The 14713-nt window shown below is 47.7% G+C and carries 11 protein-coding genes, 2 tRNA genes and 1 other RNA gene; 5 read left to right on the forward strand and 9 right to left on the reverse strand.

Annotation, left to right across the window (positions count from 1 at the left end; genetic code table 11):
• Positions 1-2: 2 nt before the first annotated feature.
• From FNY66_RS05435 to FNY66_RS05450, 4 genes are all read right to left on the reverse strand, one after another.
• Positions 3-3131 carry an ABC transporter permease gene (locus FNY66_RS05435; RefSeq protein WP_150310514.1) on the reverse strand — a complete coding sequence of 1043 codons (3129 nt, stop codon included), beginning with the start codon at positions 3129-3131 and terminating at the stop codon, positions 3-5.
• Positions 3132-3142: 11 nt separating this feature from the next.
• Positions 3143-3847: an ABC transporter ATP-binding protein gene (locus FNY66_RS05440; protein WP_150310515.1), complete on the reverse strand. Its 705-nt coding sequence runs from the start codon at positions 3845-3847 to the stop codon at positions 3143-3145.
• A 161-nt stretch (positions 3848-4008) separates the two neighbouring features.
• Entirely contained in the window at positions 4009-5265 is a 1257-nt protein-coding gene (locus FNY66_RS05445) for an MFS transporter (protein WP_150310516.1), read from the reverse strand.
• Between the two features lie 48 nt (positions 5266-5313).
• Positions 5314-6135 carry a zinc dependent phospholipase C family protein gene (locus FNY66_RS05450; protein ID WP_150310517.1) on the reverse strand — a complete coding sequence of 274 codons (822 nt, stop codon included), beginning with the start codon at positions 6133-6135 and terminating at the stop codon, positions 5314-5316.
• Between the two features lie 255 nt (positions 6136-6390).
• On the opposite strand from FNY66_RS05450, the gene ssrA reads away from it, so the two are divergent.
• The 4 genes from ssrA to FNY66_RS05470 all read left to right on the forward strand — a co-directional run bounded on the left by ssrA (position 6391) and on the right by FNY66_RS05470 (position 7573).
• Positions 6391-6735: a transfer-messenger RNA gene (gene ssrA, locus FNY66_RS05455) on the forward strand.
• A gap of 3 nt (positions 6736-6738) precedes the next feature.
• A tRNA-Val gene (locus FNY66_RS05460) sits at positions 6739-6811 on the forward strand.
• A 4-nt stretch (positions 6812-6815) separates the two neighbouring features.
• Positions 6816-6888: transfer RNA gene (locus FNY66_RS05465), tRNA-Ala, on the forward strand.
• Positions 6889-6982: 94 nt separating this feature from the next.
• Positions 6983-7573, forward strand: coding sequence for an HAD family hydrolase (locus FNY66_RS05470; RefSeq protein WP_150310518.1), 591 nt, complete (start codon positions 6983-6985; stop codon positions 7571-7573).
• On the opposite strand, the gene FNY66_RS05475 is transcribed toward FNY66_RS05470, so the two are convergent.
• Together FNY66_RS05475 and FNY66_RS05480 are read right to left on the reverse strand one after the other, a co-directional pair.
• The gene (locus tag FNY66_RS05475; RefSeq protein WP_087150958.1) at positions 7550-8062 is read right to left on the reverse strand and encodes a signal peptidase II; all 513 of its coding nucleotides are present in this window, start codon (positions 8060-8062) and stop codon (positions 7550-7552) included. The two genes, FNY66_RS05470 and FNY66_RS05475, sit on opposite strands and share 24 nt — an antisense overlap.
• Before the next feature lie 45 nt (positions 8063-8107).
• Complete coding sequence (locus tag FNY66_RS05480) at positions 8108-8740, reverse strand: zinc ribbon domain-containing protein (protein ID WP_087150957.1); 633 nt, start codon at positions 8738-8740, stop codon at positions 8108-8110.
• A gap of 249 nt (positions 8741-8989) precedes the next feature.
• On the opposite strand from FNY66_RS05480, the gene FNY66_RS05485 reads away from it, so the two are divergent.
• Positions 8990-10699, forward strand: a complete 1710-nt coding sequence (locus tag FNY66_RS05485; RefSeq protein WP_150310519.1) for a S8 family peptidase — start codon at positions 8990-8992, stop codon at positions 10697-10699.
• A gap of 135 nt (positions 10700-10834) precedes the next feature.
• Here the strand turns inward: FNY66_RS05485 and clpX are convergent, their stop codons facing one another.
• The 3 genes from clpX to FNY66_RS05500 all read right to left on the reverse strand — a co-directional run bounded on the left by clpX (position 10835) and on the right by FNY66_RS05500 (position 14690).
• Positions 10835-12319, reverse strand: a complete 1485-nt coding sequence (gene clpX, locus FNY66_RS05490) for an ATP-dependent Clp protease ATP-binding subunit ClpX (protein ID WP_087150955.1) — start codon at positions 12317-12319, stop codon at positions 10835-10837.
• A gap of 125 nt (positions 12320-12444) precedes the next feature.
• Positions 12445-13125, reverse strand: a complete 681-nt coding sequence (locus FNY66_RS05495; protein WP_150310520.1) for a P-II family nitrogen regulator — start codon at positions 13123-13125, stop codon at positions 12445-12447.
• Positions 13126-13142: 17 nt separating this feature from the next.
• Positions 13143-14690, reverse strand: a complete 1548-nt coding sequence (locus tag FNY66_RS05500) for a DUF1538 domain-containing protein (RefSeq protein WP_229409452.1) — start codon at positions 14688-14690, stop codon at positions 13143-13145.
• Positions 14691-14713 lie beyond the last annotated feature (23 nt).

Here is a 14713-nt window from a genome sequence, read left to right on the forward strand (position 1 = left end):
ATCTACTCTACACTTTTCAGCGACTCTACCATATTGATCTTCTTCAGTTTAAAATGCATTACCCCGTTGACAAAGAGTGAGAACAGAATCGTCAGCAGGAAGGCATATATATAACTGCTCAGATCAATGTTGCGCCCGAACATAACGGACTCTATCTCCACCGTCACAATGATAAAGCGGTGCAGGATCTTCCCCAGCACGATACCGAAGACAGCCCCAAGGAATGTAAGGACAATATTCTCTCTATACACATACATTGCTACCTCTCCGTTATAAAAACCGAGCACTTTAAGCGTAGCAAGCTCTCTCTGGCGCTCTGTTATATTAATGTTATTCAGGTTATAGAGCACCACGAATGCCAGCATACCTGCAGAAATGATCAGTACTACTATAACCTCATCGAGAGCGCCGAGCATATTGTCCACCTGTTCTCTCAAATCTGTCGTGTAGCTGATACTCAATGCCCCGGGCATTGCAAGCGCCTCTTCTCCAAGTCTCTCCGCTTCTTCTGTAATCCTGTCTGCAGTTTTATAGAAAATACAGTTATAATCCGGAGTCTCTCCATATATTTTCTCATAAAATTCCGGTGTCATATACAGATAATGCCCCATATAATTTTCACAGACAGCACTGATCTTTACTTCCAGATCCCCCTTGTCATCATCACGTATAATGATCGTATCCCCCTGCTCCACATCAAGCTCTGTTGACATTTTTTCCGTTATTATGGCTCCGGAATCATCAAGCTGATACTTTTCATTTGTCACGCGGTCCTGCAGCACGACAAATTCGGAGAATTCTTCTACGTCTTTCGGCACATCCAGATACACGTCGTGCCATTCATCTCCGGCTCCTACGGAAATCTGGGTAAGAATACCTTCAGTCGCTCCCGCCATTGCGCTGTCCTTTTCCAGTTCTGCAACAATGTTATTCTTGTCTGCATCCGTAGCGTCGTCAGTCAATATAATATTCCCGTCATAAAGCTGGATCTCTTCATACTGGATATCCACTATCGCCATAATTGAATCTTTCAGTCCGAATCCTACCAGCATCAGAGCCATACATCCGCCAATCCCGAATATTGTCATGAAAAGCCTTTTCTTATATCGCACAAGATTACGGATACTCGCTTTCCACGAGAAATTCAGATGCTTCCAGATAAACTTCACACGTTCCAGGAACACCCTCCGCCCCTGTTTCGGAGTCGGCGGGCGCATCAGTTCTGCAGCCTGTTCCCTCAGTTCTTTATAGCAGGAAAGGATCGTTGCCAGAAGTGTACAGGCAAGCGCTGCAGCCGCAGCTCCGAGTCCGTACCGGACATTGTACGGTATGACGATGTCATTCATGTGCTGATACATGATCCCGTATGCATTAATGATAATATATGGGAACACTTTCTCACCGAACAGGATACCCACCACACTGCCCGATACTGTCGCGAGGAGCGCATACCCAAGATACTTGCCCGCAATGGAATGCCGTTCGTATCCGAGCGCCTTCATCGTTCCGATCTGTGTTCTTTGTTCTTCCACCATACGTGTCATGGTAGTCAGACTGATCAGCGCCGCCACCAGGAAGAAGATTACCGGAAACACTTCTCCGATGGCACGCATGCGATCCGCATTTTCTCCATACCCCGTATAATCCGGCAGGTTCGATCTGTCATATATGTACCACTCCGGTTCCTCCAGATCTTCGATCTCCTGCTCAGCGTCCGCCAGCTCTGCTTTTGCATCTGCAATCTTCTGCTCTCCGTCCGCGATCTCTGCTTCAGCCTCTGCTTCGCCCTCATAATACTCTTCCCAGCCGTCTGCGATCTCTGCTTCAGCCTCTGCCAGCTCTGCTTCGGCATCTTCCAGCTGCTGCTCACCATCTGTGATCTGAGCCCATCCGCTGTTGATCTGCTCCTGCCCGGATTCCAGCTCAGCCTTTGCCGAGTCGATCTGAGCCTGAGCCTGGGCAATTGCCGCCTCACCGCTCTGGATCTGCTCATACAGCGCCTTCAAAGCTGCCATCGTCACATCGTCCGTGGCCCCGCTTGCTGCGAGGGCATTGTACTGTTCTTTCGCCGCGTTGAGTTCATCAATCTGTTCATTCAGAGTGTCAATATTGGCGTTTAGTTCTTCCTGCCCCTGATCCACCTGTTCCTGGCTGTCTTTAAGCTGCTGCCTGGAGGATTCCAGTTCTGCCCTGGATGATTCGATCTCCTGGCGTCCGCTGTCCACCTCTGCCTGGGCATCCTCGAGCTTCTGTCTTGCATCTGCCAGTTCTGTTTCCGCCTCAACCCTGCCGTCTTCCAGCTCCTTCTCTGCATCAGCGACTTCCTGACGGGCTTTCTCAAGCTCTTCATCTGCCTCGTCAACAACCTCGTCATACCGGGCTTTCTGTCTCTCATCCTTGATCTCTTCAATCTGATCCATCACTTCCTGGATGCGCTCGTCATATGCATCTGTAAATGCAGTCAGATCTTTTGCTCCGTCCACCTGTGCATAAATCTCTGTATAGACGTCCAGCACAAAACTGCTCTCCGGAACTACGATAAATGCTGTCAGGCTTCCGTTTCCAATTGTCGTGCTTCCCCGCTGGAAAGAGATATAATTCGGACTGCTGACGGCTCCCGTTATTGTAAACGTATCCGCTTTTAATGTATCTGTGATCTCATCTTCGCTTCCGCTTGAGAAGGTAATCTCATCCCCTATCTCAAGGCTGCTCTCATTCAGATAATCCACATCAAGTGCGCATTCATCTTCAGCTTCCGGAAGTCTCCCTTCCTCAAGCTGCACCTGATTCATAGTCGGCATAAGAGCCATGACATGTACCGCAATCTGATTATCGCCTTCCGTACACAGGACATCAACAGAGTAGCTGCCTTCTGCGTATTCCACTCCGTCCACAGATTCAATTGCCTGCAGATCATCGTCCGTAAGTCCCAGAGTACTGATAACCTGAATATCCATCATATTCTTCTTATCAAAATATGTATCCCCTGAATAGCGCATATCCGGCTCTGAAGCACGGATTCCGGAGAAAAACGCACAGCCGATCGCCACGATGAAAAAAATGGACAGGAACCGCCCGAGACTGCGCCTGATCTCCATATAAAAATCTTTTCTCAACGCTTTCTTTTTCATCTGCCGTTACCCTACCATTCTATATCATCGATTGATATTGGATTTTCATTAAGCTCCATCTGTGATACCTGTCCGTTCTTAATATGTATCAGTCTGTCCGCCATAGGTGCAATTGCCTGATTATGGGTGATTACTATTACAGTCATCCCCCTTTCCCTACACATATTCTGCAGCAGTTTCAGAATGGATTTACCTGTATTATAATCAAGAGCCCCCGTCGGCTCGTCACAGAGCAGCAGCTTCGGATTCTTGGCAAGAGCTCTCGCAATAGATACTCTCTGCTGCTCCCCTCCCGACAGCTGGGCCGGGAAATTATTCAGCCTGTCGCCAAGTCCTACTTCCTCCAGCACTTCCTTCGCATCCAGCGGATCACGGCAGATCTGAAGCGCCAGTTCCACGTTCTCAAGTGCCGTCAGATTCGGCACCAGATTGTAAAACTGAAAGACAAATCCGATATCTTCGCGCCTGTACTCGGTCAGCTTTCTCGAATTATATGCCGTAATATCCTCACTATCCACAAGAAGTTTTCCGCTCGTAGCTGTATCCATACCACCGAGAATATTAAGAACTGTTGTCTTTCCCGCACCGCTCGGACCGACAATAACAACAAACTCGCCTTTATCAATGGAGAAACTGATATTATCCGCCGCCCGGATCTCAATCTCTCCCATCTTGTATATTTTCGTGATATCCTGCAATACAACAAATTCTTTCATACTATATCACTCCTGTACCGTCTCTTTTGTGACTGTTTTCAGCCGCTTCAGGAAAAAGAAAGCGGATACTTCCCATGTATCCGCTCTGTGCAATTTTCTATATTCAATTATAACATGAATTCAAAAAATTTTGAGAATTTTCAGGTGATTTCAGATTAATTTCACACTTTTGTTTTTTTCCGGTTAGAATTAAGCTTAGCCGAATACCGGAATAACACAAGTCCGATCAAAAACATGACCGAAAGTGCGCTTACACCGATGTTGATGCTTCCCGTCACCTGGCTCAGTACAGACACGAGAGCTGTTCCGATAACCGACGCCCCCTTGCCGCATATATCATAGATTCCAAAAAACTCCCCGGACTTCTTTGCCGGAATAATCTTCGCAAAGTAAGATCTGGACAATGCCTGGATCGTCCCCTGGAACATACCTACCATAACTGCCAGAAGCCAGAAGTCAAACTGTGTATCCAGCCAATATGCATAGACTGCAATACAGAAATAAGCTGCGATGCAGATTGTAATGATTGTCTCCGGTTTTACTTTCTTCACGAGCCTGCTGAAGATGAGCACGCACGGAAATGCAACGATCTGTGTTACGAGCAGTGCCAGCAAAAGACCTGTGCTGTCCAGCCCGAGAGCCTGTCCGTATGCAGTAGCCATGTCGATCACCGTATAGACTCCGTCAATATAGAAGAAGAATGCAAGCAGGAATACGAAAATATGCTTTTCCTTTGTCAGCTCAACGAACGTCCTGCCCAGCCGCTTAAAACTGTTCCTCACCACATGATCCCCTGCCTCGGAGAAATATTTCTGCCGGTAGGAGCGCAGAAGCGGTATCGAGGAACACAGCCACCAGAGCGCTGTGATAATGAACGCCAGGATCATAGAAGTCTGCATGCTGATTCCAAGACTTCCTGCTCCAAGCACAATACCAAGACAGGCAACGAACGGAATACAGCTTCCGATATATCCCCAGGCATATCCGTGGGACGAGACGGAATCCATCCTGTCCGGCTCTGTCACATCGGTAAGCATGGCGTCATAGAATACCAGGCTGGCCGAATATCCGGTCTTCGCGAGTACAAAAACTCCCAGGAACCATATCCACGAGGACAGGAATCCCAGCAGGATACATCCGAATACTCCGACTCCCATCGAAATGGAAAATATAATCTTCTTAAAATTCTTCGTGTCTGCGATCGCTCCGAGTGTCGGACCTAAAATTGCAACGATCAGTGTACAGATCGATGTGGCATATCCCCAGTATGCGAGATAATCCACATCAGATATTCCTGCATTTTCTGCAAGATAGTTAAAATAGATCGGAAAAATTGTGGATACCATCATGGTAAACGCCGAATTTCCCACATCGTAGAGCACCCATTTCTTTTCCAATGGAGTCAGTTTAAATTTCATGTTTTTTCTCTCTTCCTACTTTTTATTTTTTACAGGGCATCATGCGCTTTACAGCCGCAGTTCTTCCCATTTGTCTCCCGCGCCGAACGTGCGGTGGAAACGCTCCGGCAGCTCTTTCCCGTCAAACAGCGCTTTCTGATACTGGATGATCAGTCCTGCTGCCAGCGGCACAGCCCCTGCATAAAGACGTTTCAAAAGCTGACAGTAGTCTTTACATGCCGGATTCGGCTCAAGACTCATCACCATCCCGTGCTTGTCCTCATAATGTCCCGCCAGTTTCAGACAGCTGAAGATCAGATTTCTCTTCGCTTTGCCCGGCGCAAGGAGTACCTTGTGGCAGAAGATCATGGAACGCATGGACTTCTCAATGAGTTCCGGTGTCATATCATTAAAAAACGGAGCGATCACAGAGGCATTCTCCATATTCGGATGAATGTGTCCGGTAGCCAGATACCTCACCGGATTGATGTAATCTTCCTTCAGAAGCATGCGGTCAAACTCCATCTCTATCTCGGAGTGACTGATCCCGCTGGTCTGAATCATTTTCTCAATATACGGATGGCATTCACTGTCCAGTGCGAAATGACATATAAAGCCATAAATGTAAGCTCTCGCCGCGGCAGGATCTTCTGCTTTTTTGATCACTTCGACAGCATTTCTGAAAAACTCATCCGACATCTTATCGTGCAGTTCATACCCCTGTGTGTTCACCGGATTTTTCGAAAGTGCTTTATAATAAAAAAGAAGATCCGGCCCATGAACGCCGATGTCAAACAATTCCCTGTTATTCTCAATCGAACTCTGGAGCGGACGCGGCAGCGCGCTGATAACTTCTTTTCCGAACTTATAGTGTGCGTATGTTGTAGGCATATATCTTCCCCTTTTCTGATGCAATATTGTAGGATGCCTGCGTATCCATACTGACGCATAACTGTCCATACATAGTTTATTATCACATATCCCATGTAAAAAATCCAGCACTCTGAACCTTTTCAATGTTAAATTTTTGTATACCATAATTTCTGTAAGACATCTTGACTTTTCCCACCTCCGGTCCTATATTATATATTGTGCAGTCGTTAGCACACTTTTTTATTCTTACAGAATACTCTGTATTTAACACCAGGGGTTGTACTGGTTTCGACAGGGATCCTGAAGATGGAGAAGCTATCCGCAGGCTGATGCGTCAAATCGCAAACTTAAAATTAAACGCTAACGATAATTACGAATTAGCTGCAGCCTAAATGCTGCATGCCGCTCCTGATGCACTCACACATCGGGAATCCGGTATCAAACATGTGAGAAACGATGCCGGCAAAGCTTTGAGCCGGCAGGCGTATTATGAAGCTACTGACCCTGCAAGGATGTTCGTTTCCGTGCAGCAGAGGGAATGAAAAAGAACGGACTATGATAGTAGAAGTACATGGGATGGGTTTTTGGACGCGGGTTCGATTCCCGCCAGCTCCACTCAATGGAAACATAGCTCAGCTGGGAGAGCGCTCGCCTGACTAGCGGGAGGTCATGGGTTCGAGCCCCGTTGTTTCCATTTCGGGGTATTAGCGCAGTTGGGAGCGCGCCACATTCGCATTGTGGAGGCCACGGGTTCGACTCCCGTATACTCCAGCTTAAAAAGAGGGCATCATTTTATCATCAAGTTGGATGGTAGAAGGATGCCCTCGCCTATGCCCCAAATGACACAAAACACAGGGAGCTGCTTATGAAATACAGGAATATTATATTTGATTTTGGAAATGTAATAGGAAAATTTGACGGGAAATATATAATGGAACAGTTCTGCAGTTCGGAAGAAGACTGCAATCTGCTCTGTTCCGTTATCTATGAAAAATGGAATGAACTTGACAAAGGAACGCTCGACTATAATGAATATGCAGAAGAATGCATACGCCGGCTGCCGGCGCGCCTGTCAGGTCAGGCCCGCGCTTTCTTTCAGGACTGGCCGCGTCACATCACCCCAATAGAAGAAACTCTGCTTTTTATCGATGAACTTGTGGAGAGAAATATCCCTGTCTATCTCCTCTCCAACGCGCCGACTTACTTTGCCGAGTGGGCTGACAGATACGAAGTACTAAAAAAATTCAGCGGCGTTGTTTTCTCCGCGCCGCTGAAAACAGCAAAACCTGATCCTGCCATGTATCAATATCTGTTCCGGACCTACTCACTTAAGCCTGAAGAGTGCTTTTTTGTCGATGATTTAAAAAGAAATATTGATGCCGGAAAGTCTCTCGGCATGGACGGCATCGTGTTTACGGGAGAGATCGGACCATTAAAGGCCGCCATCGGTTTCTGAGTGGTCCGATACAGCATCTTTCTTTTTTGACGGCCGTAATACCGCACACGCTGTAAGGAGCCCGGCTCCTGCCGCTATAAAGAAATCCCCCAGATTGTACGTAATCTTTGCCGCCTTGTCATTTTCTACAGAAAAACCGATATAATCGACCACATATCCCCGGACAAAGCGATCAAACGTGTTGCTCCAGGCACCTGCGGCCAGCAGGCAGAATCCACTCTTTTTCCAGAACCCTTTCCGGTGGATCAGCGAGACCGCCTGTCCCGCTGTCACTACGACTGCCGCAGCAAGCGACAGTCCCTGCACCGCCGCCGGTTTTTTGTCCAGAACACCCATACACATACCTTTATTATGGACTCTTCTGAGAACAGCCGGACCTGCGAGCCTGCGTTCTTCCTTTTTGTCCAGATTCTGCTCTGCATATGTCTTCAACAGCTGATCTGCTGCAAATAATCCTGCTGTCTCGATAAGAAACCACTTTCTTTTCATTCTGGTACCCCGCCTGCCTTCTTATTTTCTCCGTACAACGGCTGTCTACTTTTCATTCAACCTGTCTGAGACTTTTTCCGCCGCATCGTTGATCTTCTCCGCAGCTTTCTGCGCCATCTCACCTGTTTTTTCCGCTGCTTTTTCCGCTATATCTCCTGTCTTCGCAGCAGCCTTCCCGGCCATATCGCCGACTTTCTTCGCAGCTTCATCGGCTTTATCTGCAACTGTCTCCGCTGCATCAGCCATCTTCTCTTTTACCTGATCGGCATAGTCATCTGCCGCCTCATCCTCCGCCTCTTCTGCCATCTCTTCAGAGGCTGTTACTTTCTCACCGCAGTACGGGCAGAATGCCATATCTCTTGCCACCATCCTGCCGCATTTGGAACATTCGGAAGCTCCTTTGATGCGTGCGATCTTTTTCTCGTATCCGGCGATCGCCGCCTCCCGGTCTTTGATCGCATCGCAGAGCCCCTGCGCGCTCTCCTCAACAGCCTCACCGGCTTTATATCTGTCGTAGATCGACTTTCCAAGTTCCATAAGGTCTACCGCATTGCCTCTTGCCAGACCACGGATCTGACTTTTAAGTCTCTGGATCTCGATCGCGTCCCCCGCCTTATTTGTCATTGTCTCGGCAGTCTCACCGATGCGTTTCCCTAAATCTTCAAAAAAATCTCTCATACTGATCTTCTCCTTTCCCTATTCACACTGCTTTTTTTCACAGTATAACTGAACACTTTAATAGTATTCATTATAACCTATTATCTGTCAACTTCAATAAAATAGCGGTGATTTTATACTTTTTTAACGTCTCCGGAGGTTCTATCTTCTCTTCTGAAAACATATCTGCAAACATACATGATCCATGTCCCGCATATGATGATTCAGATATAATTCACAAACCCGTATTATCCTGAAGGAGGAACTGCTATGCCAACAGATACTGAAACCTGCAGGGAATATATCCTCTCGGAAGACTACCGCGATTTTATCGGCAATCACGTCCGCACTTCTTTTTTCGACAGTATCATGCAGACCGGGCACTGTGAACAGGATGCCGGCTTCGGATACAAGTGCTTCTATCTGCCGGCATCATCGGTCGATCCTGTCACTCTTCCGAAATTTTCATATAACTCCATACCGAAATGCTATGCTCCTGTCAGCATGGAAACATTGAATCAGACCGGAATTCTTCCCGTTCAGAATTATCCTACTCTGCAATTAAAAGGCAGCGGTGTACTGATCGGGTTTCTGGACAGCGGGATCGATTATTCCAATACAATCTTCCGAAATCTCGACGGCTCTACCCGGATCGCCGCCATATGGGATCAGACCGTACAGAGCAGCACTCCGCCGCAGGCTTTTTCATACGGCAGTGAATTCACCCGTGAACAGATCAATGAAGCGCTTCTGTCCGAGAATCCACTCGAGATTGTCCCGTCGACAGACGATACAGGCCACGGTACTTATGCCGCAAGCCTTGCTGCCGGAGGAGCAGATGTCGGAGAACAGTTTCTGGGAGCTGCGCCGGAAGCTTCTATTGCGGTCGTGAAATTAAAGCAGGCAAAACAGTATCTGCGGAACTATTATTATATTCCCGACAATACCGTATGTTATCAGGAGACAGACATAATGCTGGGACTTAAATTCCTGAATGACCTGGCTGATTCTCTTGAAATGCCTCTTGTCGTATGTATCACATGCGGCACCACTATGGGCGGACATATCGGCACGCTCCCTCTCTCGTTTCTGATTGATGGCTACAGTACCATTGCAAATCATATCACCGTGATCGGCACGGGAAATGAAGCAGACAAACGTCATCACTACTTCAACACTATTGAGAACGAGAGGGATACAAAAACAGTGGAGATCAGAGTCGGAGAGAATGTATCGGGCTTCTCGATGGAGCTGTGGACCGAAGTACCAAACATCCTCTCCATATCTATCATTTCTCCGTCCGGAGAAAACACTTCTCGTATCCCGTTCCGCGTAGGAGCGAGCGCAGAGATAGATTTTCTCTTTGAGCGGACGAAAGTGGCAGTCGACTATCGCCTCCTCGTGGAAAAAAGCAGTTCCGAACTGGTATTTTTCCGTTTTAACGCACCCGCTCCCGGCATCTGGAAGATCATCGTAGAGCCTCTTTCCATTGCAGACGGGCGTTTCCACATCTGGCTGCCCATGACAGAATTCTTAAGCGGAGAAGTATTTTTCCTGGAGTCTGACCCATACTACACACTAACAAATCCTGCGAATGTAGACAGTCCTGTCGTCGTCTCCTATTATGACGGAAATACAGGCGCTGTCTCTCAGACATCAGGCAGGGGATATACGCGTACAAACCGCATGAAGCCTGATATCACGGCTCCCGGTGTCAATGTCACCGGCGCGGTCTCCGGCGGAAGGTTTTCTTCCCGCTCCGGTTCCTGTATCTCAGCCGCGATAACAGCCGGAGCGGTAGCCCTGATGCTGGAATGGCTGCTCGATATCCAGGAAGTTCCGGGGATAGATTCTTTTCAGATCAAAAGTCTCCTGATCCTCGGAGCCGTACGTCCGAAAACAATGGAATATCCGAATCGGGAATGGGGATACGGACAGCTTAATCTTTACAATACCTTCGAGGCAATGCGTCAGTTATAAGATAACCCGTCATAAAACAGTATTAAGCGCAGTGCACGACTTGTAGCCCGTGCACTGCGCTTAATATATTACATTTTTATATTGCTATAATATAATCTGTTTTCCGGCGGTTTCATTGAACCTGCCTCTTTCATCCTACTCCAGCCTGGGTACTTCCTGACCTCTTAATCGGATGATCGGTCCTCCGGTACCCTCGATATATTCCCTCGTGATCACGACCTCTCCAATGCTGTCATCCTTCGGGATCTCGTACATAATATCCAGCATGAACTCCTCGATGATGGCTCTCAGGGCACGTGCTCCGGTATCTTTCTCCATAGCCTTCTCTGCAATGGCTGACAGGGCTCCCTCGTCAAAGTCAAGTTTCACCTCATCGAGAGCGAGAAGCTTCTGATACTGTTTTAAGATGGCGTTCCTTGGCTCTTTCAATATCTTGACCATCATATCTTTGTCAAGCGGTTTCAATGTAAATATGACAGGCAGACGTCCCAGGAACTCCGGAATCATGCCGAATTTTCTCAAATCTTCAACTGTCACCTTTGACAGAAGATCCTTATCATGCTCGAACTTATCTTTCAGTTCCGAGTTAAATCCCATCGAAGTCTTCTTCTGCAGACGTTCCTTTATGATCTCCTCGAGATCCGGGAATGCACCACCGCAGATAAAGAGTATATTCTTCGTATTGACAGTCGTCAGCGGAACCATTGCATTCTTGCTGTTCGCCCCAACGGGTACTTCTACATCGCTGCCTTCCAGGAGCTTGAGCATTCCCTGCTGAACGGACTCTCCGCTCACATCCCTCTGATTCGAATTATGTTTCTTTGCGATCTTATCGATCTCATCGATAAAGATGATTCCCTGTTCAGCCTTTTCCACATCATTGTCTGCAGCGGCAAGCAGCTTGGAAACAACGCTCTCGATATCATCACCTATGTATCCCGCCTCTGTAAGAGACGTTGCGTCTGTGATCGCAAGCGGCACATCAAGCAGTCTGGCCAGTGTCTTGACCAGGTATGTCTTTCCACTTCCCGTCGGTCCGATCATGAGCATATTTGATTTCTCAATCTCGATATCGTCCATGGTATCCGTAGCAACCCGCTTATAGTGATTGTACACTGCCACAGACATGGCCTTTTTCGCATATTCCTGCCCGACTACATACTCATCGAGTTTTGCCTTGATCTTATGCGGAGCCGGAATATCTTTAATATCAAGCTTGTGGAACTCCTTCGGCTTTTCCTTTTTCTTCTTGACAGTCCGGGGTTTCGGCTGCATGTTCTCCAAATCTGACATATTGAAAAGCTGAACGCCCGGCATATTCATCAGACGGCTCAGATCCACTGAACCGTTAGTCATAGCATCAAAACTTCTTTGCATACAGTCCGGACACACAGTGATATTATTCGGAAGGTCAATCATCTTTCCTGTTATGCTTTCCGGACGATGACAGATAAAACAGACCTTCTCATACTCTCTGTCGTCTTTCTCTTCAGAAGTGCTGCCCTTTCCCGTATTCTCAGCAGACACGACTTCACTTTTCTGATCCGGATCAGAATGGCTGCCGTGCCCGTCATTTTCTTTATCTTCCTCATCTACTAAGATGAAATCATTGTCTGACATATTAATTCCCTTCTGCACTTAGTTAGTGTCCGGCTGTCCGCAGTTCTCTTCCAGACGGAACATCCGGCTTTTTTATTATAGTACACTTATAAAAGTTATACAAATGAACTTTTTCTAAAGCTGCACTACTGTACTTCCTGCAGTCTCAGTCCCGCTGTATCCGTCACAGGAAGAGAAAATACAACGGAGCGTGCCTTACTCGCGAGTCCCGCATGATCCATAATAGATTTCATGATCGCGTTCTTGGACTCTGTCTTAGTGACGATCAGAATAAGCTCTTTCTCATCTGCAATAGATACGCCGAGGAACTTTTCCGCCCGCTCGAGCCCTGTCCCCTTTGCATGGATCACCGTTCCCCCTCCGGCGCCCTCTGCTCTGGCAGCCTCCATCACTTCCTCGCTGTGTCCGTGATTTGCCACTACGATAATAAGTTCATAATTTGTATTTTTCATGACGCTCTCCTCTATTTTTTCAATCTTCTGTCCGTCAGTCAGGAAATGCAGCACCTTCCTGCCTCCCACACTGGATAGCGGCATCAGAAAGGCGATACCCGTACCCGGAACATCGATCTGGAATCTGTCCTCAAGCTCTCTCTTCACCTGCTTCCATGTCTCATTCGATACCACAGTCAGAGTCACCATCTTCTCTGTTACCTCAAGCCCGAAATAATCGAGCGTCTCACTGGTCGCAGTCCCCTGCGCCAGAGTACACAGGATGGACGACAAACCAATCTTTTCGTAACATGCCAGAAGTCTGCGTCCTACAGATCTCTTTGCAACTGTCATCAGCATATATATCTCGCTCATAGTGATAGTCCTCCCTGTCAAAGTTCTATGATATCATCATCTGGAAGCAGGGCAAAAGCAGCCGCTGCTTTTCTTGTTTCCATCTTCTCGAGATGCCTGGACCGAAGCTCAAACACAAGCCCCAGTATCTGTATTGTGATAAGAGGGGTCATGGCGACCATGGCGACCACGCCGAAAGCATCTGTCACGATATTTCCTCCCACACTCGTACATGCCCCTATGGCAAACGGGAGAAGAAAAGTCGCAGTCATCGGTCCGGAAGCCACACCGCCGGAGTCGAAAGCGATCGCCGTAAATATCTTCGGAACAAAGAACGACAGTATAAGCGCAATCGCATATCCGGGTATTACAAACCAAAAGATAGATATCCCCGTGAGCACCCGCACCATGGCGAGTCCGAGAGATACTGCTACTCCGATAGAGAGACTCAGGCTCATAGCTCCTGCGCTTATCGTCCCCGAGGTGATATCCTCTACCTGGCGGGTGAGGACAAACACAGCAGGCTCGGCACGCACGATAAAGTATCCGATGATCATGCCAATAGGAATGATCACCCATTTATACGGATTATCCGCAAGCACTTGCCCGAGATAGTTTCCTGCCGGCATAAATCCTACATTTACCCCTGTCAGGAACAGGAAAAGCCCTGCGTATGTGTATACCATACCTACACCGATCCTGATGAGCATCCTCTTCTGCACCCGCCGAAAGACGAGCTGAAAGATGATAAAGAATACAATGATCGGCAGCAGGGATACTGCCATCTCCTGCATATATTCCGGTATTCCTTCCGCAAATATCTTCCAGAGACCTATAGAATCACTGATATCCGGAATACTCTCCGGCACATACCGGGCGCTCTCTGGCCGGTAGATCAGGCTCAGTACAAGGACTGACAAAATCGGTCCTACAGACGAAAGCGCTACGAGTCCGAAACTGTCGTCCTCCGCTCTTTCATCGCTTCGGATCGCAGAAATACCGATACCAAACGCCATAATGAACGGTACAGTCATAGGTCCTGTCGTCACGCCTCCCGAATCGAATGCAACGGCAACAAATTCATCCGGAGCCAGAAACGCCAGTATGAATACAATAATATAGAGCACGATCAGCATGTGCGCCAATGAAATATTGTACAGCATACGCAGCAGCGATGCTACAAGGAATATCCCTACACCAAATGCAACAGACAGCACGAGTACCATGTTCGGGACTGAGGGGACCTGTTCGGCAAGCACCTGCAGATCAGGTTCTGATATCGTCACGATAAATCCGAGAATGAATGTCAGAAGCACCATCAGCAACAGTTTTTTCGTCTGTGTCATGCTTGTTCCCACATTCTCACCGATAGGCGTCATAGCCATCTCCGCGCCGAGGGTAAAGAACATCATCCCCACGATAAGAAACACGGCTCCCAGAAGGAAAGCCAGCAGGATACCCGGCTCCAGAGGTACGATCGAGAAGCATAAGATCAGCACGATCGCGATGATCGGAAGCACCGCCTTTAAAGTTTCGTTCCATTTTTCCAGTAGCTTTTCTTTCAGTTTTGCGATTTTAAAATTCACTCATTACCTGCCTTTCTGCTTTT

Origin of the sequence: Mediterraneibacter catenae (assembly GCF_008691045.1) — a bacterium.
Taxonomy (GTDB): Bacteria; Bacillota; Clostridia; order Lachnospirales; family Lachnospiraceae; genus Mediterraneibacter; species Mediterraneibacter ornithocaccae.

What these genes read in the sequence shown, in the direction of transcription:
- FNY66_RS05475 (WP_087150958.1), bottom strand. Translation starts at nt 8,062, where the DNA reads ATGAAAAGAAAGTGGTTTCTTATCGAGACAGCAGGATTATTTGCAGCA.
- FNY66_RS05480 (WP_087150957.1), bottom strand. Translation starts at nt 8,740, where the DNA reads ATGAGAGATTTTTTTGAAGATTTAGGGAAACGCATCGGTGAGACTGCC.
- clpX (WP_087150955.1), bottom strand. Translation starts at nt 12,319, where the DNA reads ATGTCAGACAATGATTTCATCTTAGTAGATGAGGAAGATAAAGAAAAT.
- FNY66_RS05470 (WP_150310518.1), top strand. Translation starts at nt 6,983, where the DNA reads ATGAAATACAGGAATATTATATTTGATTTTGGAAATGTAATAGGAAAA.
- FNY66_RS05450 (WP_150310517.1), bottom strand. Translation starts at nt 6,135, where the DNA reads ATGCCTACAACATACGCACACTATAAGTTCGGAAAAGAAGTTATCAGC.
- FNY66_RS05435 (WP_150310514.1), bottom strand. Translation starts at nt 3,131, where the DNA reads ATGAAAAAGAAAGCGTTGAGAAAAGATTTTTATATGGAGATCAGGCGC.
- FNY66_RS05485 (WP_150310519.1), top strand. Translation starts at nt 8,990, where the DNA reads ATGCCAACAGATACTGAAACCTGCAGGGAATATATCCTCTCGGAAGAC.
- FNY66_RS05445 (WP_150310516.1), bottom strand. Translation starts at nt 5,265, where the DNA reads ATGAAATTTAAACTGACTCCATTGGAAAAGAAATGGGTGCTCTACGAT.
- FNY66_RS05440 (WP_150310515.1), bottom strand. Translation starts at nt 3,847, where the DNA reads ATGAAAGAATTTGTTGTATTGCAGGATATCACGAAAATATACAAGATG.
- FNY66_RS05495 (WP_150310520.1), bottom strand. Translation starts at nt 13,125, where the DNA reads ATGAGCGAGATATATATGCTGATGACAGTTGCAAAGAGATCTGTAGGA.